Source organism: Ornithinimicrobium pekingense DSM 21552 (assembly GCF_000421185.1).
In the GTDB taxonomy this organism is placed as follows: domain Bacteria; phylum Actinomycetota; class Actinomycetes; order Actinomycetales; family Dermatophilaceae; genus Ornithinicoccus; species Ornithinicoccus pekingensis.
Window position 1 is genome coordinate 51596 of the sequence record NZ_ATWJ01000011.1, and the last position, 23502, is coordinate 75097.

At 74.9% G+C, this 23502-nt stretch carries 26 protein-coding genes; 9 read left to right on the forward strand and 17 right to left on the reverse strand.

What is annotated here, in order from left to right:
• Window positions 1-147 precede the first annotated feature (147 nt).
• Window positions 148-1851 (forward strand): AMP-binding protein, encoded by a 1704-nt coding sequence (locus tag K330_RS0111475; protein WP_022921965.1) that lies wholly within the window; start codon window positions 148-150, stop codon window positions 1849-1851.
• A 7-nt stretch (window positions 1852-1858) separates the two neighbouring features.
• Here the strand turns inward: K330_RS0111475 and ispF are convergent, their stop codons facing one another.
• From ispF to K330_RS0111490, 3 genes are read right to left on the reverse strand one after another with little or no spacing between them, the layout of a single operon-like run.
• On the reverse strand, window positions 1859-2356 hold the full coding sequence (gene ispF / locus K330_RS20830) for a 2-C-methyl-D-erythritol 2,4-cyclodiphosphate synthase (protein WP_040658084.1): 498 nt from the start codon (window positions 2354-2356) through the stop codon (window positions 1859-1861).
• Window positions 2353-3618: a 2-C-methyl-D-erythritol 4-phosphate cytidylyltransferase gene (ispD, locus tag K330_RS24600; protein ID WP_084617457.1), complete on the reverse strand. Its 1266-nt coding sequence runs from the start codon at window positions 3616-3618 to the stop codon at window positions 2353-2355. The genes ispF and ispD overlap by 4 nt, the downstream gene beginning before the upstream one ends.
• A 56-nt stretch (window positions 3619-3674) precedes the next feature.
• On the reverse strand, window positions 3675-4157 hold the full coding sequence (locus K330_RS0111490; RefSeq protein WP_022921966.1) for a CarD family transcriptional regulator: 483 nt from the start codon (window positions 4155-4157) through the stop codon (window positions 3675-3677).
• Between the two features lie 245 nt (window positions 4158-4402).
• Between K330_RS0111490 and K330_RS22780 the strand changes: the two genes are divergently transcribed.
• Window positions 4403-4948 carry a hypothetical protein gene (locus tag K330_RS22780; RefSeq protein WP_022921967.1) on the forward strand — a complete coding sequence of 182 codons (546 nt, stop codon included), beginning with the start codon at window positions 4403-4405 and terminating at the stop codon, window positions 4946-4948.
• A gap of 94 nt (window positions 4949-5042) precedes the next feature.
• On the opposite strand, the gene phoU is transcribed toward K330_RS22780, so the two are convergent.
• Window positions 5043-5735: a phosphate signaling complex protein PhoU gene (gene phoU / locus K330_RS0111500; protein ID WP_022921968.1), complete on the reverse strand. Its 693-nt coding sequence runs from the start codon at window positions 5733-5735 to the stop codon at window positions 5043-5045.
• 227 nt (window positions 5736-5962) lie between these two features.
• Between phoU and K330_RS20845 the strand changes: the two genes are divergently transcribed.
• Both K330_RS20845 and K330_RS0111510 read left to right on the forward strand, forming a co-directional pair.
• On the forward strand, window positions 5963-7231 hold the full coding sequence (locus tag K330_RS20845; RefSeq protein ID WP_022921969.1) for a sensor histidine kinase: 1269 nt from the start codon (window positions 5963-5965) through the stop codon (window positions 7229-7231).
• Window positions 7228-7911, forward strand: a complete 684-nt coding sequence (locus K330_RS0111510) for a response regulator transcription factor (protein ID WP_022921970.1) — start codon at window positions 7228-7230, stop codon at window positions 7909-7911. The genes K330_RS20845 and K330_RS0111510 overlap by 4 nt, the downstream gene beginning before the upstream one ends.
• Before the next feature lie 178 nt (window positions 7912-8089).
• On the opposite strand, the gene K330_RS0111515 is transcribed toward K330_RS0111510, so the two are convergent.
• The 3 genes from K330_RS0111515 to mshA are packed head-to-tail and all read right to left on the reverse strand — an operon-like array spanning window position 8090 to window position 10726.
• The gene (locus tag K330_RS0111515; RefSeq protein WP_022921971.1) at window positions 8090-8845 is read right to left on the reverse strand and encodes a phosphoglyceromutase; all 756 of its coding nucleotides are present in this window, start codon (window positions 8843-8845) and stop codon (window positions 8090-8092) included.
• A 10-nt stretch (window positions 8846-8855) separates the two neighbouring features.
• Window positions 8856-9404 (reverse strand): type III secretion system chaperone family protein, encoded by a 549-nt coding sequence (locus tag K330_RS0111520; protein ID WP_022921972.1) that lies wholly within the window; start codon window positions 9402-9404, stop codon window positions 8856-8858.
• On the reverse strand, window positions 9401-10726 hold the full coding sequence (gene mshA / locus K330_RS20850; RefSeq protein ID WP_051145598.1) for a D-inositol-3-phosphate glycosyltransferase: 1326 nt from the start codon (window positions 10724-10726) through the stop codon (window positions 9401-9403). The genes K330_RS0111520 and mshA overlap by 4 nt, the downstream gene beginning before the upstream one ends.
• 165 nt (window positions 10727-10891) lie before the next feature.
• Here mshA and K330_RS0111530 point away from each other — a divergent pair, with 165 nt between their 5' ends.
• Window positions 10892-11683, forward strand: coding sequence for a class I SAM-dependent methyltransferase (locus tag K330_RS0111530; RefSeq protein ID WP_188791473.1), 792 nt, complete (start codon window positions 10892-10894; stop codon window positions 11681-11683).
• Window positions 11684-11707: 24 nt separating this feature from the next.
• On the opposite strand, the gene K330_RS20855 is transcribed toward K330_RS0111530, so the two are convergent.
• The 8 genes from K330_RS20855 to ygfZ all read right to left on the reverse strand — a co-directional run bounded on the left by K330_RS20855 (window position 11708) and on the right by ygfZ (window position 17910).
• Window positions 11708-12181 carry a phosphomannose isomerase type II C-terminal cupin domain gene (locus K330_RS20855; protein ID WP_022921975.1) on the reverse strand — a complete coding sequence of 158 codons (474 nt, stop codon included), beginning with the start codon at window positions 12179-12181 and terminating at the stop codon, window positions 11708-11710.
• Between the two features lie 50 nt (window positions 12182-12231).
• Window positions 12232-13044 carry an alpha/beta fold hydrolase gene (locus K330_RS20860; RefSeq protein ID WP_022921976.1) on the reverse strand — a complete coding sequence of 271 codons (813 nt, stop codon included), beginning with the start codon at window positions 13042-13044 and terminating at the stop codon, window positions 12232-12234.
• Window positions 13038-13367: a DUF2516 family protein gene (locus K330_RS20865; RefSeq protein WP_022921977.1), complete on the reverse strand. Its 330-nt coding sequence runs from the start codon at window positions 13365-13367 to the stop codon at window positions 13038-13040. Before K330_RS20865 ends, K330_RS20860 begins: the two co-directional genes overlap by 7 nt.
• Window positions 13368-13403: 36 nt before the next feature.
• Window positions 13404-14402, reverse strand: coding sequence for a phosphotransferase enzyme family protein (locus tag K330_RS0111550; protein WP_022921978.1), 999 nt, complete (start codon window positions 14400-14402; stop codon window positions 13404-13406).
• Window positions 14399-14821, reverse strand: a complete 423-nt coding sequence (dtd, locus tag K330_RS0111555) for a D-aminoacyl-tRNA deacylase (RefSeq protein ID WP_022921979.1) — start codon at window positions 14819-14821, stop codon at window positions 14399-14401. Before dtd ends, K330_RS0111550 begins: the two co-directional genes overlap by 4 nt.
• Window positions 14818-15816 (reverse strand): asparaginase, encoded by a 999-nt coding sequence (locus K330_RS0111560; protein ID WP_022921980.1) that lies wholly within the window; start codon window positions 15814-15816, stop codon window positions 14818-14820. The genes dtd and K330_RS0111560 overlap by 4 nt, the downstream gene beginning before the upstream one ends.
• A gap of 38 nt (window positions 15817-15854) precedes the next feature.
• Window positions 15855-16697: a beta-keto acid cleavage family enzyme gene (locus tag K330_RS0111565; RefSeq protein ID WP_022921981.1), complete on the reverse strand. Its 843-nt coding sequence runs from the start codon at window positions 16695-16697 to the stop codon at window positions 15855-15857.
• A 154-nt stretch (window positions 16698-16851) separates the two neighbouring features.
• Entirely contained in the window at window positions 16852-17910 is a 1059-nt protein-coding gene (gene ygfZ / locus K330_RS20870; protein WP_022921982.1) for a CAF17-like 4Fe-4S cluster assembly/insertion protein YgfZ, read from the reverse strand.
• A 119-nt stretch (window positions 17911-18029) separates the two neighbouring features.
• Between ygfZ and K330_RS22785 the strand changes: the two genes are divergently transcribed.
• Window positions 18030-19274 (forward strand): LCP family protein, encoded by a 1245-nt coding sequence (locus K330_RS22785; protein ID WP_022921983.1) that lies wholly within the window; start codon window positions 18030-18032, stop codon window positions 19272-19274.
• Between the two features lie 45 nt (window positions 19275-19319).
• Here the strand turns inward: K330_RS22785 and K330_RS0111580 are convergent, their stop codons facing one another.
• Both K330_RS0111580 and K330_RS24325 read right to left on the reverse strand, forming a co-directional pair.
• Entirely contained in the window at window positions 19320-19823 is a 504-nt protein-coding gene (locus tag K330_RS0111580; RefSeq protein ID WP_051145592.1) for a heme-binding beta-barrel domain-containing protein, read from the reverse strand.
• Window positions 19824-19866: 43 nt separating this feature from the next.
• Window positions 19867-20655, reverse strand: coding sequence for a hypothetical protein (locus tag K330_RS24325; protein ID WP_022921985.1), 789 nt, complete (start codon window positions 20653-20655; stop codon window positions 19867-19869).
• 36 nt (window positions 20656-20691) lie between these two features.
• Between K330_RS24325 and K330_RS24330 the strand changes: the two genes are divergently transcribed.
• The 3 genes from K330_RS24330 to K330_RS0111600 are packed head-to-tail and all read left to right on the forward strand — an operon-like array spanning window position 20692 to window position 23370.
• Window positions 20692-21420 carry a winged helix-turn-helix transcriptional regulator gene (locus tag K330_RS24330; protein WP_029202590.1) on the forward strand — a complete coding sequence of 243 codons (729 nt, stop codon included), beginning with the start codon at window positions 20692-20694 and terminating at the stop codon, window positions 21418-21420.
• A 22-nt stretch (window positions 21421-21442) separates the two neighbouring features.
• Window positions 21443-22423: a mycothiol synthase gene (mshD, locus tag K330_RS0111595; protein WP_084617460.1), complete on the forward strand. Its 981-nt coding sequence runs from the start codon at window positions 21443-21445 to the stop codon at window positions 22421-22423.
• Entirely contained in the window at window positions 22420-23370 is a 951-nt protein-coding gene (locus K330_RS0111600; protein WP_022921988.1) for an NUDIX hydrolase, read from the forward strand. The genes mshD and K330_RS0111600 overlap by 4 nt, the downstream gene beginning before the upstream one ends.
• The last annotated feature ends 132 nt before the right edge of the window (window positions 23371-23502 follow it).

Genomic DNA, 23502 nt, shown 5'->3' on the forward strand with positions numbered 1-23502 from the left:
CCTCGGTCCTGGGGTTGGGCTGCTGGCCCCACCGTATGCCGTGCGCCCCGCCGGTGCGCAGGGGGCCGCGACGGGTGGGGCGGGCGGCCGGCAAGGAGGTGACGGGCCGGGGCGCGGACGCAACCTACGCGAGCGTAGGTTAGGGGCGTGCCACCGGAGAACGACCTGCCCGTGCCGACGCCCCTGACGGTCACGCCGGCCCCGACGACCACCGCCCTGCTGACCGAGGCCGCCCGCCGCTGGCCGGAGCGGGTAGCGATCGACTTCCTCGGCGCGACCACGACGTATGCCGAGCTCGCCGACCAGGTGCGCGCGGCCGCCTCCGTCCTGCACGGGCTCGGGGTGCGGCGCGGTGACCGGGTGGCGCTGGTCCTGCCGAACTGCCCGCAGCACGTCGTCGCCTTCTACGCCGTGCAGTCGCTCGGGGCCACCGCCGCCGAGCACAACCCGCTGGCCGCCCCCGAGGAGGTGCGCGACCAGCTGCGGCTGCACGGCGCCCGGGTCGTCGTCGCCTGGGAGCACGCCGTCGCCACCGTGGCGCCGGAGGGCCGCACGGAGGGCCGCACCGTGCTGGCCGTCGACCTCACGGCGGCGATGCCGCTGCGCAGCCGCCTCCTGCTCCGGCTGCCGGTCAGGGCGGCCCGCGCCCAGCGCGCCCGGCTGCGTGCCCCGGTGCCGTCGGGCGTCGGCTCCTGGGACCGGAGCGTGGCGCAGGCCCGCGGGCCGCATGCGACCGTCGCCGCGCCCGGGCCCGAGCCGCACGACGTCGCCGTGCTGCTGCCCACCGGCGGCACGACCGGCAGCCCCAAGCTGGTGCCGCTGACCCACGCCAACCTTCTGGCCAACGTGGCGCAGGGCCGGCAGTGGGTCCCCGGCCTGCGCGAGGGCGAGGAGACCTTCGGGGCGGTGCTGCCGTTCTTCCACGCCTTCGGTATGACGCTCTGCCTCACCTTCGCGGTGTCGATGGGGGCGACCCAGGTGGTGCTGCCCAGCTTCGACGTCGACCTGGTGCTGGCCGCGCTGCGGCGCCGCCCGCTGACGTTCCTGGCCGGCGTCCCGCCGATGTTCGACCGGCTCGAGGCCGCGGCCGGCGCGAAGGACCCGCGTCTGCTGCGCTCGTTGCGCTACGCGATCTCCGGGGCGATGGCCCTCGACCCGGCGGTCGCCTCGCGCTGGGAGGCCGCCACCGGCGGGCTCATCATCGAGGGCTACGGGATGACGGAGGCCTCCCCGGTGCTGCTGGGCAACCCCTTCGGCCCCGACCGTCGCCCCGGCACGCTCGGCCTGCCCTTCCCGGACACCCAGGTGCGCATCGTCGACCCCGAGGCGGTCGAGGACGACCCCGACGCCCCGGACGTGCCGGACGGTGAGACCGGAGAGCTGCTCGCGCGGGGGCCCCAGGTCTTCGCCGGCTACCTCGACGCGCCGGAGGAGACGGCCGCGGTGCTGCTGCCCGGCGGCTGGCTGCGCACCGGCGACCTCGTGCGCCGCGACCCCGAGGACGGGTTCGTCACCCTGGCTGACCGGCGCAAGGAGCTCATCGTCTCCGGCGGCTTCAACGTCTACCCCACGCAGGTCGAGGAGGCCGTCCGCGGCATGCCCGGGGTGGTGGACGTGGCGGTGGTGGGGGTGCCGGACGCCTCGCTCGGCGAGCACGTCGTCGCCGCCCTCGTGCTGGAGCCGGGTGTCACGGTCGACCTCGCCTCGTTGCGCGAGTGGCTGCAGGGCCGGGTGTCCCGCTACGCCCTCCCGCGGGCGGTGCACGTGCTCGAGGAGCTGCCACGCAGCCAGCTGGGCAAGGTGCTGCGCCGCCGGGTGCGCGACCTGCTCCCCGGACGGCAGTCCGACTAGGCCCCTGTCAGCCGAGGTCGGCCGGCACGACCAGGGCGGTCGCCAGCCCGACGAGCCCCTCCCGCCGACCGACGAGCCCGAGCCCGTCCGTGGTGGCGGCGCTGACCGAGACGGGGGCACCCCCGAGCGCCTGGGACATCGCGGCCTCCATCTCGGGGCGACGCGGTCCGAGGCGGGGGCGCGCGGCGACCACCTGCACCGCGACGTTGCCGATCGTCCAGCCCTCGTCCTCCAGCAGGCCGCGGACGTGTGCAAGCATGTGCGCGCCGGAGGCGCCGGCCATCTCGGGCCGGTCGGTGCCGAAGACCGAGCCGAGGTCGCCCAGGCCGGCCGCGGACAGGAGGGCGTTGCAGGCGGCGTGGGCCGCGACGTCCCCGTCGCTGTGACCCTCGATCCCGCGCTCGCCAGGCCACTCGAGGCAGCCGAGCCACAGCGGGCGGTCGGCCTCCTCGGAGGCCCAGGCGTGGACGTCGACGCCGATGCCGGTGCGCGGCCAGGTCGTCATGGCCGGTCCTCCTCGGTGGTGGCCTCCTCGCGGAGGCGGGCGACGACGGCCAGGACGCGGTCGGCCGCGTCCTCGACGTCGAGGTCGGCGGTGTCCAGACGCAGGTGCGCCTCGGGCCACGGCGCGAGCCCCCGGGTGGCGGTCTGCTCCCAGTCCGGCAGCCGGTGACCGGGGATGTCGGCCGTGCGGCCCTCGACCCGGCGACGGTGCTCCTGCGGGTCCGAGCACTCGACCAGCACCCTGACGACGGCCGCGCGCCCCGCGGCGGCGGCGCTCTCCCACCCGGCCCGGGCCTCGTCCACGCCGTTGACCATGTCGGCCACCACGGACAGCCCGACGTCGAGCTGGTCGGCGGCGACGGCATATGCCGCGCCGTAGCCCTGCGCGCCCAGGTCCCCCGCCGGCAGCCCGCCGCGCAGCAGGCCCTGCTCGACGGTGTCGACGCGCAGGTGCGCCGCCCCGAGCCGGGGGCACACCGCCCGGGCGAGCGAGGTCTTGCCGACCCCGGGCAGCCCGCTCAGCACGACGAGGACGGGCGCAGCCGGAGCCACCACCGCACGGGCCTGCTCCACCCACGCCGCGGCGATCGCCAGGTCGGACGCGGTGGTGATCTTCATCGCCCTCGGCGAGCCCGGGACCACGGTGACGGGGACCCCGAGCGCCTCGACCAGGCCGCAGTCGTCGGTCGCCGCGCTCGTGCCCGCCCCGGTGTGCGCCCGCTCCAACGTGCTGCGGTCGAAGCCTTGCGGCGTCTGCACCGCCCGCAGGACGGAGCGGTCGAGCGTGGCGACCACGCGCTCCATGCCCTCCGTGCCGGCCTGGGGCGAGACCTGCTTGACGGTGTCGGTCACCGGCACCGCCGGGGTGACGGCCGGGTGGCCTGCACGCAGCGCGTCGACGACCCGGTCGAACACCTCGACCGGCGCCAGCGCGCGAGCGGCGTCGTGCACGAGGACGGTGCCCACCTCTGACGGCAGGGCGCGCAGACCCAGGGCGACGGAGTCCGAGCGCTCGGCACCTCCGGGGACGACCTGCACCTGGACGTGGCCGGCGGCGTCGACCACCTCGACCAGGGCGTCGCGGACCTCGGCGAACGGCTCGGGGTCTGCCGGCGCGACCACGACGACGTGGGTGAGCGCCGAGCAGCGCAGGGCGCCGCGCAGGGCGTGGACGACCACCGGCTCCTGGTGCGGGGCGCGGCCGAGGGGCACGAGGCCCTTGGGTCGGCCGGCACCCAGGCGGGTGCCCTGCCCGGCGGCCACGAGGACGAGCCCGAGGCCGGCCCCGGCAGCGGTGCCGGGCCGACCTGGTGCCGTGCTCAGGAGGCGAGGACCTCGTCGAGAGTGGCCTCGGCGGTGTCCTCGTTGGTCTTCTCGGCGAGCGCCAGCTCGCTGACGAGGATCTGGCGGGCCTTGCTCAGCAGGCGCTTCTCACCGGTGGACAGCCCGCGGTCCTTGTCGCGCCGCCACAGGTCACGCACGACCTCGGCCACCTTGATGACGTCGCCGGAGGCGAGCTTCTCGAGGTTGGCCTTGTAGCGCCGGGACCAGTTGGTCGGCTCCTCGGTGTGCTCGGCGCGGAGCACGGCGAAGACCTTGTCCAGGCCCTCCTTGCCGACGACGTCGCGCACGCCGACGAGGTCGCAGTTCTCGGCGGGCACCTCGATGGTCAGGTCGCCCTGGGCTACCTTGAGCTTCAGGTAGAGCTTCTCCTCGCCCTTGATGGTGCGTGTCTTCATCTCTTCGATGAGAGCGGCTCCGTGGTGCGGGTACACGACCGTCTCGCCGACCTTGAACGTCATTGTGAGTAAGCCCCTTTCGCGGACTCCCAGAATACCACGCGGGTCCACCGCCCCGGAATGGCACGCGTGACATTTGTGCTGGTCAGGGACTTGCATATCGCTGTCGGATGTGCATCGGGAGGCCCGGCGCCACGACCCCTGCGCGCCTGACGCGCAGGTCAACCCGGGTCCTACGCATCGTCGGACGGCGCCGCGCCCGACTCCGCGTGGCCGCCGAGTCGACCCGCCCCGCTAGGCTGTGCCCCGTGATCACCGCACGCTCCTCCCGCACGCGCCGCCGCGCGACGACCCTGACCGCCGCCGTCGTGGGCGCCCTGGCCCTGTCGGGCTGCCAGGTCACCAACCCGACCACGACGATGCTGCGCTACGCCCCCGCCGACGGCGTCGAGCTGGACGGCGACGCGCTCGACGTGCGCGACCTCTTCCTCGTCAGCCAGGGTGGCGGCGCCCCGGCCGTCGTCTCCGGGTCGCTGGTCAACTCGGGCACGGAGCCGCTGACCGTCACCGTGAGCGTCGCCGGCGAGGAGCTCTCCCCGCAGGTCACGGTCGAGCCCGGCAGCTACGTGCGCCTGGACGGAGTGCAGCCCGACGGCACCGAGGGCGAGCGGATGGTCGTCCCGGCGCTGGACTCCCCCGCCGGGCAGAGCGTCGAGGTGCGCATCTCCGCCTCGGGCGAGGACACGCTGGCCACCAACGCCCCGGTCCTGCTTCCGCGAGGCCCCTACGAGCAGTTCGCCGACGACGCCGGCGGCACCGTCGAGCCCCGGGAGACCGAGGACACCGACCACTGACGCCCCTCCCCCCGATCACGCACAGAGCGCCGGTGCCCGTCCGGGCACCGGCGCTCTTGCGCGTGCGGGTCGCGGTGATCAGGTATGCAGCCGCTCAGGGCTCGGCGCGGTGCACGCGGCCGGCGTCCGAGAGCGGGACCTGCTCGTCGTGCCAGCTGCCGGTGACGAGGAAGACGACCCGGATCGCGACCGACACCGCGTGGTCGGCGTAGCGCTCGTAGTAGCGGCCCAGCAGCGTCATGTCGACGACCTCCTGACGACCGCGCTCGGTGTCGTGGTCGAGCAGCAGGCGGAACACCTCCCGGTGCAGCCGGTCCATGCCGTCGTCACGGGACTGCAGCTCGGCGGCGCCGCTGGGGTCGTGGGCGGCGACGACCTCGCCGGCGCGCACGATCATCTCCTCGGCCAGCACCGACATCTCCTTGACGATCGGGCGCAGGTCGTCGGGGACCGCGACCAGCGGGTAGCGCATGCGGGCCAGCTTGGCGACGTGGCGCGCGAGGTCGCCGCTGCGCTCCAGGTCGGCGCACATCCGCAGGGCCGTCACCAGCTGGCGCAGGTCGGTGGCCACCGGCTGCTGGCGGGCGAGCACGTCGATCGCCCGGTTCTCCAGGTCGCGCCGGACGGCGTCGATCTCCTCGTCGTCGGTGATGACCTGCTCGGCCAGCTCGAGGTCGGCCTCCAGCAGCGACCTCGTGGCGCGCTCGAGCGCCTCGGCCGCCATCCGGCTCATCCGCACCAGCTGGTCGGAGATGAAGTCCAGCTCCTCGTGGAAGAGACTGCGCACGTGCTCACCTTTCGTTCGTTCGCTCACGCCGGTCGGTCCTGACCCGGTCCCCCGGTCCGCGCAGAGCCTCGCACCGTCGGGTGAACAGCCTACGACCCCCCGGTGAACCCCGGACGCCCCGGCGGTGGCGGCCCGTGGACGCCGGCGGCAGCGACCTTGCGCCCGGGTGAGGGCGGCGGTGTGGCCCGGTTCCCGGCCCGTGCCGGTGCGCCTTCTAGTCTTGCCCCGTGGACCCCGTCACCGCAGCCCTGCTCGGCGCCCTCGTGGGTGCGGCGCTGACGGCCGTCGTCCTCGGCCTGCGCGACGGCCCCGCGCGGCGTGGGCCGTCCTCGCCCGGCGCACCCCATACCCCGGCGGAGGACGAGGTCCCCGGTGGCGTCGGCGAGGTGCTGGCGGTGCTGCGGGCCGGGGGGATCGTGGTCGACAACGCCATGCGGGTGCGCCTGGCCAGCACCTCGGTCGTGCCCTTCGGCCTGGTGCGCGGCGAGGACCTGGTGCGTCCGGAGCTGCGTGACCTGGCCGAGGCGGTCCAGCGGGACGGGATGATCCGGGAGCGGGAGTTCGACATCGCCCGGGGCCCGCTCGGCGAGGGCCGCATCGTGCTGGGCGCCCGCGTGGCCCCGATCGGCTCCGGCCTCGTGCTCATCCTGGTCGACGACCGCACCCAGGCCCGCCGCGTGGAGGAGGTCCGCCGCGACTTCGTCGTCAACGTCAGCCACGAGCTGAAGACCCCGGTGGGCGGCCTGGCGCTGCTCGCCGAGGCCGTGCAGGACGCCGCGGACGACCCCGCGGCGATCGCCCGCTTCGCCGGCCGGATGAAGACCGAGACCGAGCGCCTCACCCGGCTGGTCAGCGAGATCGTCGACCTGTCCCGGCTGCAGACCAGCGACCTGCTCGCCGACATGGTCGTCGTCGACGTCGCCGCCTGCGCCGAGCAGGCCGTCGACCACACCCACCTGCTGGCCGGGCACCGCGACGTGCTCGCGCTGACCACGCAGGACCCCCGGCTGCTGCGGGTCTACGGCGACCACGAGCTGATCACCACGGCGATCCGCAACCTGGTGAGCAACGCGATCTCCTACTCCGAGGACAGCACGCGTGTCAGCGTGGTCACCCGGCGGGTCGGCAACCTGGTCGAGGTGGCCGTGACCGACCAGGGGCGCGGCATCTCCCTCAGCGACCAGGAGCGCATCTTCGAGCGCTTCTACCGCGTCGACGCCGCGCGGTCGCGCAGCACGGGCGGCACCGGTCTGGGGCTGTCCATCGTCAAGCACATCTGCGACAACCACGGCGGCGAGGTGACGGTCTGGAGCCAGGAGGGCGAGGGCTCGACCTTCACCATGCGGCTGCCGGCGGCGCTCGACGACCTGCCGGTGGGCGCCCTCGCCCCGCACCGGCCCGGACAACCCTCCCGGGTCGCCGACCCGGCCCACGGCGACGCCATACCATCGGAGGCGTCCACCCCCTCACGCCCAGGGAAAGGCGAGCACAGATGACGCGGATCCTCGTTGTCGAGGACGAGGAGTCCTTCTCCGACCCCCTCTCCTACCTGCTCGAGCGGGAGGGGTATGACGTGGCCGTCGCCGCGACGGGCCCGGACGCGCTGACGGAGTTCGACCGCAACGGTGCCGACCTGGTGCTGCTGGACCTGATGCTCCCGGGCCTGCCGGGCGTCGACGTGCTGCGCACGCTGCGCCAGCGCTCCAGCGTCCCGGTGATCATGCTGACCGCCAAGGACTCCGAGATCGACAAGGTCGTGGGGCTGGAGGTCGGGGCCGACGACTACGTCACCAAGCCCTACTCCGGGCGTGAGCTGCTGGCCCGCATCAAGGCCGTGCTGCGCCGCCTGTCCGAGCCCGAGGAGCTGGTGCCCTCGACGGTGGAGTCCGGCCCCGTGCGGATGGACGTCGAGCGGCACATCGTCCAGGTCGGCGGCGAGACGGTGTCGATGCCGCTCAAGGAGTTCGAGCTGCTGGAGATGCTGCTGCGCAACGCCGGGCGGGTGCTGACCCGCGGTCAGCTCATCGACCGCGTCTGGGGCAGCGACTACGTCGGCGACACCAAGACCCTCGACGTGCACATCAAGCGCCTGCGCGCCAAGGTCGAGCCCGACCCGGCCAAGCCGGTGCACATCGTCACCGTGCGCGGGCTGGGGTACAAGTTCGACGCGGAGTGACCCGGGCGAGCGGGGTCGCAGCAAGCCCGTGGGAGCTCCGCGCGGAGCTAGGAGCGCGGAAAGCGTTTTCGTGCCGAGGAAGCTTCCCCGGCACGAGGAGGGGTGTGCCGGCACAAGGCGGTTTCCCCCGCACGGGGAGGTGCCACGCGCACAACCGGGGGCGAACCCCCGGGGCTGCCTACCTCCTGCCCTGGTTGGCGACCTGCTCGATCGCGGCGGCGGCGGCCTCGGGGTCGAGGTAGCGGCCACCGCGGGTGACCGGCTGCAGGCCGGCGTCGAGCTCGTAGAGCAGCGGGATGCCGGTGGGGATGTTGAGGCCGACGATGTCGTCGTCGGAGACACCGTCGAGGTGCTTGACCAGCGCGCGCAGGCTGTTGCCGTGCGCCGCGACCAGGACGGTGCGGCCCTCGCGCAGGTCCGGCACCACGTCGGAGTCCCAGTAGGGCAGCATCCGGGCGATGACGTCCTTGAGGCACTCGGTGCGCGGCATCTCCTCCCCGAGGCCGGCGTAGCGGGGGTCCCCGGCCTGGGAGAACTCGTTGTCGTCCTCGATCACCGGCGGCGGGGTGTCGAAGCTGCGGCGCCACAGCATGAACTGCTCCTCGCCGTACTTCTCGCGCGTGGCGGCCTTGTCCAGGCCCTGCAGCGCCCCGTAGTGCCGCTCGTTGAGGCGCCACGACCGCCGCACCGGGATCCAGTGCCGGTCGGCGACGTCGAGGGCGGAGTTGGCGGTGGTGATCGCCCGGCGCAGCAGCGAGGTGTGCACGACGTCGGGCAGCAGCTGCTCGGCTGCCATCAGCTCGCCGGCGCGCACGGCCTCCGCGCGGCCGCGCTCGGTCAGGTCGACGTCGACCCAGCCGGTGAACAGGTTCTTGGCGTTCCAGTCGCTCTCGCCGTGGCGGAGCAGGATCAGGGTGTGCGCGGCATCCGTCATGGCGCCCACCCTACTGGGGGCCGGGGGCGCTCTCCCGCGGGCCGGGTATGCCGTCGCCGGCGGCGTCGAGGGCCTCGAGCTCGGCGCGGAACGCCTCGAGGTTGCGGGTGGGCTCCCCGCGGGCCCTGCGCCAGGCCCACTCGCGCCGGATCGAGGTCCAGAACCCCAGCCGCAGCAGCTCGTCGAAGGGCTCGTCGCAGGCCGTCAGCACCGCACCCATCAGCTCGTCGACCGCCTGGTCGTCCAGCCCGGCGAGCAGCACCCGGCCGGTGACGAAGACGTCCCCGGTGCTGTCGACGGCGTAGGCGAGCCCGGGCATGCGCAGGCCGCGGCGCAGCAGGTAGCGGTAGACCTGCTCGTGGTTCTCGTCCGGGTTGCGCACCACGAAGGCGCGCACCTCCAGCGCACGGTCCCCGACGACCAGCGAGGCGACGGTGCGCAGCTTGCGCTCACCGGGCAGGGTCACCACGAGCTCGCGGGCGTGGGCCCCGTCCTCGACCTCCAGCCCCAGGGCGAGGAGCTGGTCGCGCAGCCGCCCCAGCGCGTCGGGGCCGCTCACGCGCTCTCCCTCGCGGGCAGGTCGCCCGCCCGCGGCAGCCCACCTTGCGGCAGCCCACCCGGCACCGGCTGCGCGCCCTCCAGGGCCGCGAGCGCCTCACGGCGGGCGGCCACCGCCTCGGCGTAGACCGCCACGAGCTCGTCGACCGTGTGCTCCCAGGAGAACTGCTCGGCGTGCTCCACGGCGCGCGCGCTCCATACCTCCCGGTCGCGAGGGTCGGCGAGCGCCTCGAGCGTGGAGCCGAGGGCGTCGGCCCAGTCGCGGGGCTCGTGGCCGTCCACGAGCACCCCGGCCTGCCCCACCGCGACCGGCAGGCCGCCGACGCGCGCGGCGACGACCGGGGTGCCGCTGGCCAGCGCCTCGACGGCGACCAGGCCGAAGGACTCGTTGTAGGAGGGCACGGCGACGAGGTCGGCGGCGCGGTACCAGTCGGCCAGCTCCTCGCGGGAGACCGGCGGGCCGTAGCGGACCACGCCCTCCAGGCCCTCCTGCTCGACGACCCGCCGCAGCGCCTGGGGACGGGACAGGCCGGAGCCGGACAGCCCGCCGAGGATGACCACCTGCAGCCGGTCCCGCAGCGCGGGGTCACGGCGCACCAGCTCCCCCGCCGCGCGCACGAGCACGTCGGGGGCCTTGAGCGGCTGGATACGGCCGACGAAGAGCAGCACGACCGCGTCAGGGTCCACCTCCACCCGGGCGCGGGCCTGCGCGCGCGGGCCGGGCCGGAAGGTCTCCAGGGCGACACCGGGCTGCACGACGTGCACGGTCGCGGGGTCGGCACCGTAGAGGTCGACCAGCTGGCGCGCCTCGTCGCGGGTGTTGGCCACCAGCGCGTCCGCCGCGGCGACCACCTGCTCCTCGCCGATCTCGCGGCCGCGGGGCTCGGGGTCGTCCCCCGCGGCGAGCGCGCGGTTCTTGACCTTGGCCATGGTGTGCATGGTCTGCACGAGCGGGACGTCGAACCGGTCGGAGGCGAGCCAGCCGACCTGCCCGGAGAGCCAGTAGTGGGCGTGGATGAGGTCGAAGTGCCCCTCGGGGCGGCCCGCCAGGTGCGAGGAGAAGTCGGCGGCGAAGGCGCACAGCTGGCCGGGCAGGTCGTGCTTGCCCAGGCCCTCCAGCGGACCGGCGGTGACGTGGTGGACCGTGACCCCGGGCGCCAGGCGCACCGAGTCGCCCTGCGAGCCCGAGGTGGCTCTCGTGAAGATGTCGACGAGCACGCCCCGCCGCGCGAGCCGGGTGGCGGTCTCGACGACGTAGACGTTCAGGCCCCCGGCGTCGCCGGTGCCCGGCCGCTCCAGGGGCGAGGTGTGCACCGACACCATGGCCACGTGGCGCAGGCCGCCGTCGGGCCGGCCGCCGCCGTTCCTGCTCGTCGTCACCGTTCCAGTCTGGCACGCGTGCTGCGGGCCGGCCGCCGCACCGGGCCCCCCTACCCTGGTCGGGTGACTCCTCGACCCGGGCGCGCGCACGGCCGTCCGGTCGGCACGATCACGCGTGGCACCACCAACCCCAACCGGCTGCGCCGGGTCGACCGGTGGATGGCGTGGGCGCTGCGCGACGTGCTGCGCGCCCCGTCGGAGCCGCCGGTCGTGGTCGACCTCGGCTACGGCGCGTCGCCCGTCACCGTGCTCGAGCTCGCGGGCCGCCTGCGCGCGGTCCGGCCGGACGTGCGGCTGGTCGGGGTGGAGATCGACCCCGAGCGCGTCGCCCGGGGGCGGGCCGTGGCCGACCCGCCGCGCGTCGACTTCGTCCTGGGCGGCTTCGAGGTGCCGGTGCCGCCGGGCGCGGGAGCGGCGCCGCACGTGGTGCGGGCCTTCAACGTGCTGCGCCAGTATGCCGAGGAGGAGGTCACGGGCGCCTGGGCGCAGGTGGTCGACCGGCTGGTGCCCGGCGGGGTGCTCGTCGAGGGCACCTGCGACGAGGTGGGCCGGCTGGCGGCGTGGGTCGACGTGCGGCGCGACGCCGCCGGGCGCCCCGAGCCGCGCACCCTGACGCTGGCGTGGCGCCTCGCGGGCCTGGAGCGGCCGTCGGTGGTGGCCGAGCGCCTGCCCAAGGCCCTCATCCACCGCAACGTCCCCGGCGAGGGGGTGCACGCACTCCTGGCCGAGCTCGACTCGGCCTGGGCGCGGCACGCCCCGCTGGCGGGGTACGGCGCACGCCAGCGCCTGGTGGCGTGCGCCGAGGACCTGCGGGCCCGGGGCTGGCCGGTGCACCACGGCCCGGGCCGGTGGCGGCTGGGCGAGCTCACCGTCGGCTGGGCGGCGGTCGCCCCGCGCTGAGGTGCGTGGTGGCCCCGGGCGCGGTCAGGCGTCGCCGGGAGTGTCCTCGTCGCCCTCGACGCAGCGCGCGTAGTCGTCCTGCAGCCGGATGATGTCGGCCTCGTCGAAGCGCCCGAAGGCCAGCTCGAGGACACGGGTCGGCTCCGACGTGGAGTTGCCCAGACGGTGGACCGCACCGGGCGGCACCCACACCATGTCACCGGGACGGGCGCTCCAGGCTCGGTCGTCGACCTGCACGTCCGCCACGCCGTCGAGCACCTGCCACATCTCGGCACGGTGGCCGTGGGTCTGCAGCGAGAGCCGGCAGCCGGGCTCGATCGTGATCGTCTTGACCGTCACCGGCTCGTTGGTCGAGAACTGCTGGAAGCGGCCCCACGGACGCTCCACGACGAAGACGTCCTCGGTGCGGTCGCGCTCGGGCCGCTCCGCCACCGCGGGCTCCTGCGGAGAGGGGTCCCGCCGCGTCCCCACGCGCGGGTCCTGGATGGACTGCGTCATTGCTTCCTCCTCGCCGGTGCGCCCTGCACGCCCCGGCCGTCGACGACCTCTCACCGCTCGGAGAGGAAGGCACCCACGATCTCACGGGTCTGCTGACGGTGCTCCCACATGATGCCACCCGGGGGCGCGACGTGCACCGATCCGGCCGGCAGCGCCTCGGCCAGCTCGCAGGCGACGGACGCGGGATGCGTGTCGTCCTCCTCCTGCCCCAGCACCAGGACCGGGCAGGTGACCCGGGCCAGCACGGACCGGTCGGCCAGCGGGACCCGTCCGGGCAGCACGCGCAGCGCCGCGGCCACCCCGCTGCTCACGAGCTGCTCGGCCTGCTCCCGGCACCAGGCGACGACGTGGGGGTCGTCGCGCACCTGTTCCGGCTGCTCCAGCAGCAGGTGGCGCGCGACCGGGCCGGCGTCGCCCGCCTCGACCCGGGCGGCCAGCCGCCCCAGCCGACGCATCGCCTCGTCCCCGCGGGGCCGGTCGACGGCCGCCGGCAGGACCAGGACCAGGCGCTCGAACCGCCCCGGGTCCTGCGCCAGCCCGGCCAGCAGCGCACCGGCGCCCATGCTGACCCCGAGCGCGCGGTCGGCCCCGAGCCGGTCGGCGACGGAGCGCACCTCGGCCGCGAGCTCGGCATACCCCCACTCCGGCGAGGCCGGCACGTGCGAGCGGCCGTGGCCGCGCAGGTGCACGAAGCTGCGCGTGCCCGCCACGGCGGAGGCGTAGGGACGGGTGGTGCTGATCGAGCCGGCGAGGCCGTGGACGAAGAGCGTGTGCGGCTCGCCCCGACCGGTGGTCAGGACCTCCAGGTCGCCGTCGGGGCCGGGGACGAGCGTGGTGCGCGGACGGTGGAGCAGGCTCACCACGGGCCGTAGGGGCCCATGTGGGTGCCCTGGCCCCCGCGGCCCTGGACCGCCTTCAGGGCGGGCTTGACGTCGGCGTGGTAGACGCCGGCGGCGACGACCGCGACGAGGTTGAAGATGTTGAACGGCGAGAAGACGAAGATGAAGCCGATCACGGTGGCGACGCCGGTGAGGACGAGCCAGAACGTCTTGGTCCGCTTGCCCGCGGCGACGAAGGCGTCGGGGCGGGTGCGGGCGCAGTCGAGCAGCGCCCAGAGCATCATCGCCAGGACAGCCACCCCGATCGCCACCTGGAGCAGGTCCTGTGCACCGAAGATCGCCGACATGGGTCCAAGGGTATGCGGTGCGGCTGGGGGCCGCTCTCAGGCGGCGGGCAGCAGGTGGGTGAAGCGCCCCGTCCGCAGCCAGTGCGCCAGCCGCTCCACCGACACGCGCAGGTAGTCCGAGGCCCGGCCCCGCCACCGGGCGGTGGTGCTGCCCAGCAGGTCGTTGGCCAGCAGGAGCTGGCGCGAGGCGACCATGGCCTCGAAGGTGTCGGGTCCGACCTGCGGCAGCGGCGCGACGTCGGCGTAGCCGGCGAGCATCGCCTCCTCGGCCGTCCCGTCCCCCTTGCGCAGGTAGAAGGCGCTGATCGCCAGGTCGAGCACCGGGACGGCCAGGCCGCTGTCGTCGAAGTCGAAGACGGCCAGGCGCTCGTCGTGCCACTTGAGGTTGAAGCCGTGCAGGTCGGCGTGCAGCGGGATGGGCGCCGTGCCGGCGAACGCCTCGTCGAAGGCCTCCTCGGTCCGTCGGCGCGCCTCCTGCAGCACCTCCACCTGGTCGGGGGCCAGGCCGGGCACCGCGGCGAGCCGGTCCTCGTCGCCGAACAGCGGCGTGTCGAGGGTGCGCAGCTGACCGCCGGCCGGCATCCGCCAGGTGCGGGCGTGGTCGTGCAGGAGCGCCATGGTGCGCCCGAGCTCGCGGGCCACCGACGGGTCGGGCTGCTCGACGTCGGCCCCGTCGAGCCAGGACGCGCAGGTCACCAGGACCTCGCGGCCGAGCGCGTCGGAGGGCACCACGGCATACCAGCCGCCGTCGGTCGTCCGCAGGGGCCGCGGGACCAGGACCTCGGTCTCCTCGGCGATCGCCACCTGCCACTCCTGCTGGGCCACGACCGCGGCGGGCGCGGTGGTGGAGTTGGTGCCGATCCGCAGCGCCACGCGCCGCCCCTCGTCGGTGCGCACGCAGAAGGTCGTGTTGTAGGAGTGGGTGAGGACCTCCAGGGCGGACACGTCGAGGCCGAACCGGGCGGCGGCCTCCAGCGCGACGGGGCGCAGCGCCTCGGCCTGGTCCTCGTCGGTGAGGTCGACGTAGGCCGTCACGTGTCGACCAGCACGGTGAACGGTCCGTCGTTGACCAGCTCGACCTGCATCATCGCCCCGAAGCGTCCGGTGGCGACCTCGATGCCGCGGCCGCGCAGCGCGTCGGCGACCGCGTCGACCAGCGGCTCGGCGACCTCGCCGGGCGCGGCGCGGACCCAGGAGGGACGCCGGCCCTTCTTCGTGTCTCCGTAGAGGGTGAACTGGCTGACGACGAGCACCGCGGCCCCGGTCTCGGCCACGGAGGTCTCCTCGGGCAGGATCCGCAGCTCGGCGATCTTGCGAGCGACGGTCTCGACGTCCTTCGGGCCGTCGTCGTGGGTGGCCGCCACCAGCGCCACCAGGCCGGCGCCGATGGCGCCGACGACCTCGCCGTCGACGGTGACACTGGCCCGGCTGACCCGCTGCAGCACCGCCCTCATGGGGTCGGGCCGGGCAGCGGCAGGGCCCGCACGTGGCCCACGGGCTCGCCGTGGCCGCGGACGACGGCGCGAGAGTCCAGGGCGTCCAGCACGCCGGCCACCTCGGCCCCGAGGTCGGTGGCGCCCAGCCGGCGCAGCGCTGCGGTGGTCAGGGCCACCCGGGCACGGTCGGAGCCGTCGGTGACCTTCACCGCGACGCCGCTGCCGTCGGCCAGCGCCACCGCGTAGACCGACTCCGCGCCGTCCTTGGCGATCGCCCCGGGGACCCCGCGCATGAGATCGGTGACGTCGCGGCCGGTGCCGCCCACCCACTCGGGGTGGGCGCGCAGGGCGTCGGCGACGCGCCCCTCGGGGGTCGCGGGGTCCGCCGCGGCGAGCCGCCCGAACGCCCGGGCCAGGCCCAGTGCGGAGACGGCCAGGGCAGGTGCCCCGCAGCCGTCCACCGTCACGGCGGAGACCTGCTCGCCGGTCAGCTCCTCGACGACCTCGACGGTGAGGCGCTGCAGCGGGTGGTCGCGCTCGCGGTAGGAGGCGGTGTCCCAGCCTGCCGCGACGCAGGCGGCGAGCATCCCGGAGTGCTTGCCCGAGCAGTTCTGCGCCAGGGAGGTGGGAGCCCGGCCCTCGGCGACCCAGCGCGTGCGCTCGATCTCGTCGAGCGGCCGGTCGGGGGTGTTCTGCAGGGCCGACTCCTCCAGGCCGGCGGCGGCCAGGATGCGCCGGCTGCCCTCCAGGTGGAAGGGCTCGCCGGAGTGGCTGGCGCAGGCGAGCGCCAGCAGCTCCCCGGACAGGTCCGCACCGGCGCGCAGCATCGCGACGGCCTGCAGCGGCTTGAGCGAGGAGCGGGGAAGGATCGGGGCCTCGACCGGTCCGACGGAGACGACGCGCTCCCCCGTGGGTCCGGTCGCCGCCACGATCCCGTGGTGCACCGACTCGACGAAGCCGCTGCGCACGACGTGCGCCACGACGGGCGCGTCCGCGAGGGGGCTGTGCTGCATACCTGCGTCCTTGTCTGTGCCTGTGAACATGCCCGTGCTCATCGGACCCTGCGGTCCTTGACCGCCAGCAGCTCGCGGGCCTCCGCGGTCGTCATCGGCGGCCGCTGCATCGTCGTGGCCAGCCCGGCGGCACGTTCGACCAGCTCGGCGTTGTGCTGCACCTGCCGCCCGCGGGCCAGCATGAGGTTGTCCTCCATGCCGACGCGCAGGTGGCCGCCCATCGCGAGCGCGGCGGCGGCGATGGGCAGGTGGGCGCGGCCGATGCCGGTGGCCGACCAGCTCGTGACCTCCGGCGGGAGCATCTGCACGCCCGCCACCAGCGCCTCCACGGACCCGGGCATGGCGCCGGGCACGTTGGTGACGAAGTCGACGTGGACCTTCCCGCCGAAGGGGAGGCCGTGCGCGTCGATGAGCCGGCTCAGCGCGGCGAGGTGGCCCAGCTCGAAGATCTCGAACTCCGGCACCACCTGCTTCTCCTGCGCCTGGACGTAGAGGTCGCTCATGAAGCCGTGCGGGTTGAGGAAGACGTCGTCGCCGAAGTTGACGGTGCCGCAGGTCAGCGAGCACGAGTCGGGCTCGGCGTCGAGCACCGTCAGCCGCGCCTCGAGCGGGTCCCTGACCGAGCCACCGGTCGACAGCTGCACGACGAGGTCGGTGGCCTCGCGCAGCGCCTGCACCGTGTCGCGCAGTCGCGCCGGGTCGAGCGTGGGGACGTGCCCGTTGTCGGCGTCGCGCACGTGCACGTGGATGAGCGCGGCACCGGCCTGCTCGCAGCGGACCGCGGTCTCGACGAGCTCCTCCAAGGTCGTGGGCAGCTGGGGGACGTCCGCCTTCGCGGTCTCGGCGCCGGTGGGCGCGACGGTGATGAGGGTCGAAGCCATGGGCCGATCCTGCCAGCCCCGCTCAGGCGCTCACGCGGCGACCTCGGTCACGGGTATGCCGTGCGCGCGACGTCGTCGGCCGGGCGTGGGGCGTGCGCGCGACGTCGTCGGTCGGGCGTGGGGCGTGCGCGCGACGTCCTCGGTCGGTGAAGGGTCAGGCGCGGGGGATGCGGGGGCGGGCGGTCGGGCGCTCGGTGCTCACCGGCACGATCGGGGTCTGCGCGGCGGAGACGTCCCCGGCCAGCAGCACGGCCGCGGGGTCGGTCGTGTACTTGACCAGGGCCAGGGCGATCGGGCCGTCCTCGTGGTGGCGGGCCACGCTCGTCAGGTGGCCCACGGCGCGACCTCCGTCGGCGGGCACGAGCTCGGCGCCCGGCTCCGGGGAGACGTGGCCGGAGCCGTCGAGGTGGAGGAAGACCACGCGGCGGGGCGGGCGGCCGAGGTTCTTGACCCGGGCCACCGTCTCCTGGCCCCGGTAGCAGCCCTTGTGCAGGTGCACGGCGGTCCGGAGCCAGTCCAGCTCGTGGGGGATGGAGCGGTGGTCGGTGTCGACCCCGGCCCTCGGGCGCCAGGCGGCGACGCGCAGCGCCTCGGCGGCCCACGTGCCCGCCAGCGGGCGGTCGCCCACGGCGTCCTCGAGCCCGGCCCGCGGCACGATGAGCTCGCGCCAGGCACGGCCGTGCGCCGGGTGCTCCTGCCCCACCGGGCCGTAGGCGTGGCTGTCCCCCACGAGCCGTGGCCACGGGTCGACCCAGGCCAGCGGCTCCCCCTCGGCGGACTCGGCGCCGACCGGCTCGCCGAGCACGGCATACCCCTCGGTGACGTCGTCGACCTCGACCCGCAGCATGAACCGCATGGAGTCGAGCCAGCCGGCGACGGCCGGGGCCGCCCCCGGCTCGGTCGTCAGCCAGGTGGTGGTGCCGTCGTCGACGACGTGCAGCGCGTGCTCGACGTGGCCCTTGGGTGAGAGCACCAGCGTCTCGACCGAGGTGCGCGGGGGCAGGTCGCTGAGCTGCTGCGTGGTCAGCGAGTGCAGCCAGGTCAGGCGGTCGGGACCGCTCACCGTGACGACGCCGCGGTGGGACAGGTCGACGACCGCCAGGCCCTCGGCGAGCAGCACCTGCTCCTTGTGCGGCGCCCCGTAGTGCGCCGCGACGCCGGTGTCGGGGCCGGTGCCGTCGACGGCTCCGGGCCGCTCCAGCAGGACACTCATGCGGGGGCTCCTTCTCACGGGGGACGACGGACCTTCACGGTACGTCACCGTCCGGGCGGCCCGGACGGGGTGCGCGAGACGCAGGGGCCCGCCAGCGGACGTGACTACACTCCGCACCCATGGCGTATGACGACGACACCTCGCTCGGGCACGCCCGCGGTCGCCCGGGCCGCGGGCGCCGTCGGCGACGCGGTGGACCGGTGCGGTTCGTGGCGTGGGCGGTGGGTGGCCTCGCGCTCCTGGCCGTGCTCGTGGTGGCGGGTTACGCCTTCTACCTGCAGGACACCGTCTCGGACAACATCACCCACGAGGACCTCAAGGCCGACCGCGACGGCGTCATCACCATCGCCCCCGACGGGGCGCGCCAGCCCGCCGGCGACGAGGAGGGCGACGACGGCACGGACGCCACGGGCGGGGACGCCGGCACCGGTGACCCCGCGGACGGCGGTGAGGCCGAGGCTGCCGAGGACGAGCAGGACGCACCGATCGTCGGTGAGGACGGCCAGCCGATCGACGTCACGGGGATCGAGGTGCCGGTGAGCGTCCCGGAGCGCGACCCCTCCTCCGGCGACGCACTCAACTTCCTGGTCATCGGCACCGACAGCCGTGACCTGTCCGTCGAGCGCGGCCGCTCGGACGTCATCGTGCTCATGCACGTCAACGACGAGCGGGACCGGGTCGACCTGGTCCACTTCCCGCGCGACCTCTTCGTGCCGATCGCCGGGACGGGAGGCAGCTCCAAGATCAACGCCGCCTACGCCTACGGCGGCGCGCCCCTGCTCATGCAGACGCTGCAGCCGCTGGTCGACGTCCCGATCGACCACGTCGTCATGGTCAACTTCGAGAGCTTCAAGGCGATGACCGACGCGATCGGCGGCGTCGACGTGCAGGTCACCGAGGCCGGTGGCGGCTTCAGCGCCGGGGTGCAGCACATGAACGGCGAGGAGGGCCTGCGCTTCGTCCGCGAGCGCTACTCGCTGTCCCAGGGCGACATCTCCCGGGGCGAGCGGCAGATGCAGTTCGTCAAGGCGGTGATGCTCAAGGCGTTGTCGCGCGAGACCCTGACCAACCCCGTGCGACTGGCCAACTTCGTCGACGCCGCCACCACCAACCTCACGGTGGACGAGGACCTGCGGGTCGGCGACATGCGCAACCTCGGCTTCGCCATGCGCGACGTGCGCGGGGGCGACGTCCACTTCTGGAGCGGCCCGTGGTGCGGCATCGACTCCCACCCCGTGGCCGGCTCGATCGTGGTGATGGCCGAGTCGCAGATGGCCGAGCTGGGCCAGCACCTGCGCACCGACACGATGGAGGACTACCGCGACGACGTGTCCCCCACGAGCGGGTTCAGCGGCGGCTGCTGAGCCGGCGCCCGCGGCCGACCGGGCGGTCAGTGCCGGGCGGTCAGGTCAGACCCTCTTGAGCTCGGCGGAGACGTGCGACTGCAGGCTGTGGCCCGTCGCGGCCATGTCCATGACCCACATCATGTTGCCGCCCACGTAGCCGTAGAGCCGGTGCGCCGCGGTGTACTCCTTGGCGTGCGGGCTGCGGATGACCCCGTCGGTCTGCACCTCGACCTTGGCCGGCTCGGTCCGCCCGAAGTACATCTCCACGATCCCGGTGGGGTGGGCCAGGACCAGCTCCACCTCGCCGTCGGGCTGCGGGCGCCAGAAACCGGTCTCGACCGCGGCGGGCCGCTCCTGGTTGCCGTCGGCGTCGAGCAGCCACGCCCGCGAGGTCCACTGCAGGAACGGCCGGCCGTCGTGGGTGACCTCGATCTCCTGGCCGAAGTGCCGGGACTCGATGGAGGGGTAGCCCACCACACCGGCGCCGGCCCAGGAGCCGATCATCCAGGCCAGCGGCGCGCAGTCGGGGTGCATGGTGGGGTCGATCTCGATAGGCACGCGTCCCATCGTAGGGGCCGCGGCGAGCACCGCACCCGCGGCGGGGACGCGCTCAGCCGGCGAGGGCGCCGGGGACGAAGGCCTGGGCGACCAGGTAGGGCACGACGCCGACGACCAGCACCGAGGCCAGCGCCGCGACCAGACGGGGCCGGGCCAGCGCCAGCGTGGGCAGCGGCGCCATCACCGCACGCATCGCGTGGCTCAGCGCACCGGAGGCGACGCCGACGAGCAGCCAGGTCGTCCACTCCATACCCGCGAGGAGGGCGACCACGACGGCGGCCAGGCCTCCCGAGGTCATCGCCAGGGCGGTGAGCCAGCTGCGCAGGGCCGGGTAGCGGCCGAGCAGGTCGGTGGCGGAGGAGGCCGCCGCCGCGACCAGGGCGCCGACCACGAGCCACTCCCCCTCGGGGGTGCGGGCCGGTGGCACGAGCAGGACGCCGCAGGCGACCAGCGCCAGCGCGAGCACCACCGAGCTGACCGACTGCACAAGCCGCGGCCGGCCGTCGACGCGGAAGAGCTGGTGGGCGAACGCGGCGATCATCGCGATGGTCAGGGCCGCGGGGACCCACACCAGCCACGGCGCCCCGTCGCGGGTCGCGACGCTGAGGACCAGGGCGAGCCCGCCGACGACGATGACGGACAGGGTGCCCCGGGGGCTCGGCAGGTCCAGGGTGCCCGCCCAGCCCCACGCCAGCACCGCCCCGCCGGCCGCCAGGGCGAAGGCGAGGACCTCCGGCGCGGCGACCGCGGCGAGGGCCAGGACCGCCACCACCACCCCCACCGACGCGGTCACCCAGGCCGACGGAGCCAGGCGTGGACGCAGGCGGGAGGTCGGGGACATGCACCCAGTATCCCAGGGCCGCTCTATCCTGTGGCGGTGGCCGACCTGGTCCTGCTCACCTCACGCGCCCCGGTCGACGCCGCGGTGCCCGAGGTCGCGCCCGGGCTGGCCCTGCTCCCCCACCACGTCAGCGTCCGCCCGATGGACGTCGGACCGCTGGCGACCGGCGCCGAGCCCGACCTCCTCGTCGTCGACGCCGTCTCCGACCTCGTGGCCGCGCGCGGGACCCTGCGCTCGCTCGCCGCGGTGCGCGTGTCGTGCCCGGTGCTGCTGGTCGTCGACGTGGACGGGCTCTCCGTGGTCGACCGGCAGTGGCCGATGGATGACCTGGTGCTGTGCTCGGCCGGCCCGGCGGAGATGTCGGCCCGGGTGCGCCTGCTGCTCGCCCGCGGCCCCGGCGCCGCCACGACCGCCGGCGGGCGCGCCGCCCGCCCGGCCACCGAGGCGGCCCCGGAGGTGATCCGGGTGGCCGACGTGGTCGTGGACGAGGCCAGCTGGTCGGTCCGCGCCGGCGGGGTGCCGCTGGACCTGACCTTCAAGGAGTTCGAGCTGCTGCGCTACCTCGTGCAGCGTCCCGGACGGGTCGTCACCCGCGACACGCTGCTCCAGGAGGTGTGGGGGATGGACTACTACGGGGGCACGCGGACCGTCGACGTCCACGTCCGGCGGCTGCGGGCCAAGCTCGGGCCGGAGCGGGAGTCGCTGATCGGGACGATCCGCGGGGTGGGTTACCGCTTCAGCGGGCCGCGCACCGGTGACGCCTGACCGTCGTGCCACACTGACCCCCATGCCTGGCCAGAGCCCCACCGTCGAGGAGCTGCCCACCCTTCCGCCACGACTGTCCGGCGACATCCTCGCGCTCGCCGTCCGCGCGGCGCAGCACGACGGCGTCCGCCCGCTGTCCGAGCAGACCGTGCTGCAGGCTCGGCGCCTGCCCGGGGAGGACAGCGTCCCCACCTCCACCCACCTCGTCGTGCTCGACCGGCCCGGCGAGCCCGACGCCCGGGTCCTGGCGTACGGCCACGTGGACGAGGCCGACCCCGACGCCCCCTCCGGGGAGCTCGTGGTCGACCCCGAGCACCGCCGCCGGGGCATCGGGGGGATGCTGCTGGACCACGTGCTGCAGCGGTGGCCGGGCGTGCGGCTCTGGTCGCACGGCGACCTGCAGGACGCACGCCGCCTCTACACCTCGCGCCGGCTCACGGTCGTGCGCGAGCTGTGGCAGATGAGCCGCCCGCTCGTGGGCGAGTGGGCCGAGCTGCCCGACCACGTCGAGGTCCCTGACGGCTTCGGCGTGCGCACCTTCCGCGTCGGCCAGGACGAGGAGGCGTGGCTGGCGGTCAACGCACGCGCCTTCGCCGCCCACGCCGAGCAGGGCCGGATGACGATGACCGACCTGCGCGAGCGGCAGCAGGAGCCGTGGTTCGACCCGCACGGGTTCATCGTCATCGAGGACCGCGAGGACGTGGACCCCGACGGCTTCGCCCGCCTGGCCGCCTTCCACTGGACCAAGGTCGAGGGGGCCCAGCCCGGCGGGACGGTCACGGGTGAGGTCTACGTCGTCGGTGTGGACCCCGACTACCAGGGCCGCGGCCTCGGGCGCGCGATCACGCTCCTGGGCCTGCAGCACCTGCGCAACGTGGGGGTCGAGACGGCCACGCTCTACGTCGACGGGGACAACGCCGCCGCGATCGCCACCTACGGCCGGATCGGTTTCGAGCGCTCCGCGGTCGACGTCATGTATGCCGCCGGGGCCGCCGGGTCGTGAGCCCGCCCCCGCGCGTCGTGAGGGCCTCCGGCGTCCTGCCCTACCGGGTCCGGGACGGGGTGCTCCAGGTCGCGCTCGTGCACCGGCCCAAGTACGACGACTGGTCCTGGCCCAAGGGCAAGCTCGACCGGGGCGAGGACTGGGCGGCCGCCGCGGCCCGCGAGACGCTGGAGGAGACGGGCCTGCGGGTCCGCCTCGGCCGCCCGCTGCCCGAGTCGTGCTACCCGCTGGTCAACGGCCAGACCAAGCACGTGCGCTACTGGGCCGGTGAGGTCGTCGGTGGTGACGGGGCCCTGGAGCACGAGGTCGACGAGGTCGCCTGGCTCTCCCCCACCCTGGCTGCGCGGCGCCTCACCTACGACCGCGACCGCGAGCAGCTGGAGGCCGTGCTCGCCCACCATGACGGGGGCCTGCTGGCGACCTGGCCGTTGCTGGTCGTGCGGCACGCCCACGCGGTGCCGCGCGGCGCCTGGGGCCGCACCGACCCCGCCCGGCCGCTGAGCGACGCCGGCCGGCGCCGCGTCCGGCACCTGGTGCCGATCCTGCAGGCCTACGCCCCGCGCCGCGTCCTGACCAGTCCGGCCGTGCGCTGCGTCGACACCGTCGAGCCCTACACGCGCGCCCAGCAGCTGGAGCTGGTGACCAAGAAGGGGCTGTCCGAGGAGGGCTTCGAGGCGTCCCCGGGCAAGGCCGGAAAGCACCTCGCCGCGGTGCTGGAGGCCGCCGAGCCCGCCGCGCTGTGCACGCACGGCCCGGTCCTGCCCCCGATGGTCGCGGCCCTGCACGGCCGGGCAGGCCGGGACCTCCCGGCGGGGTCGCGCCGGCTGCTCAGGCGCCTGGCCGACGTCCCGCTGGACAAGGGCGAGGTCCTGGCGTGCACGATGACCGGAGCCGGTGACGAGGCCCGGGTGGTCGCGGTCGAGCGGCACCGTCCCGCCGCCTCCTGACCACGACGTGGCGGGCGCCCGGCCGCGACAGCGACGCGCCCCAGAAAGGAGCGACCCCCGCACGGACGTGTCCGTGACGGGGGAAGTTGCGTGCCGGGCCGGGAGCGCCTCTCGGCGCGAGGCCGCTCGTAG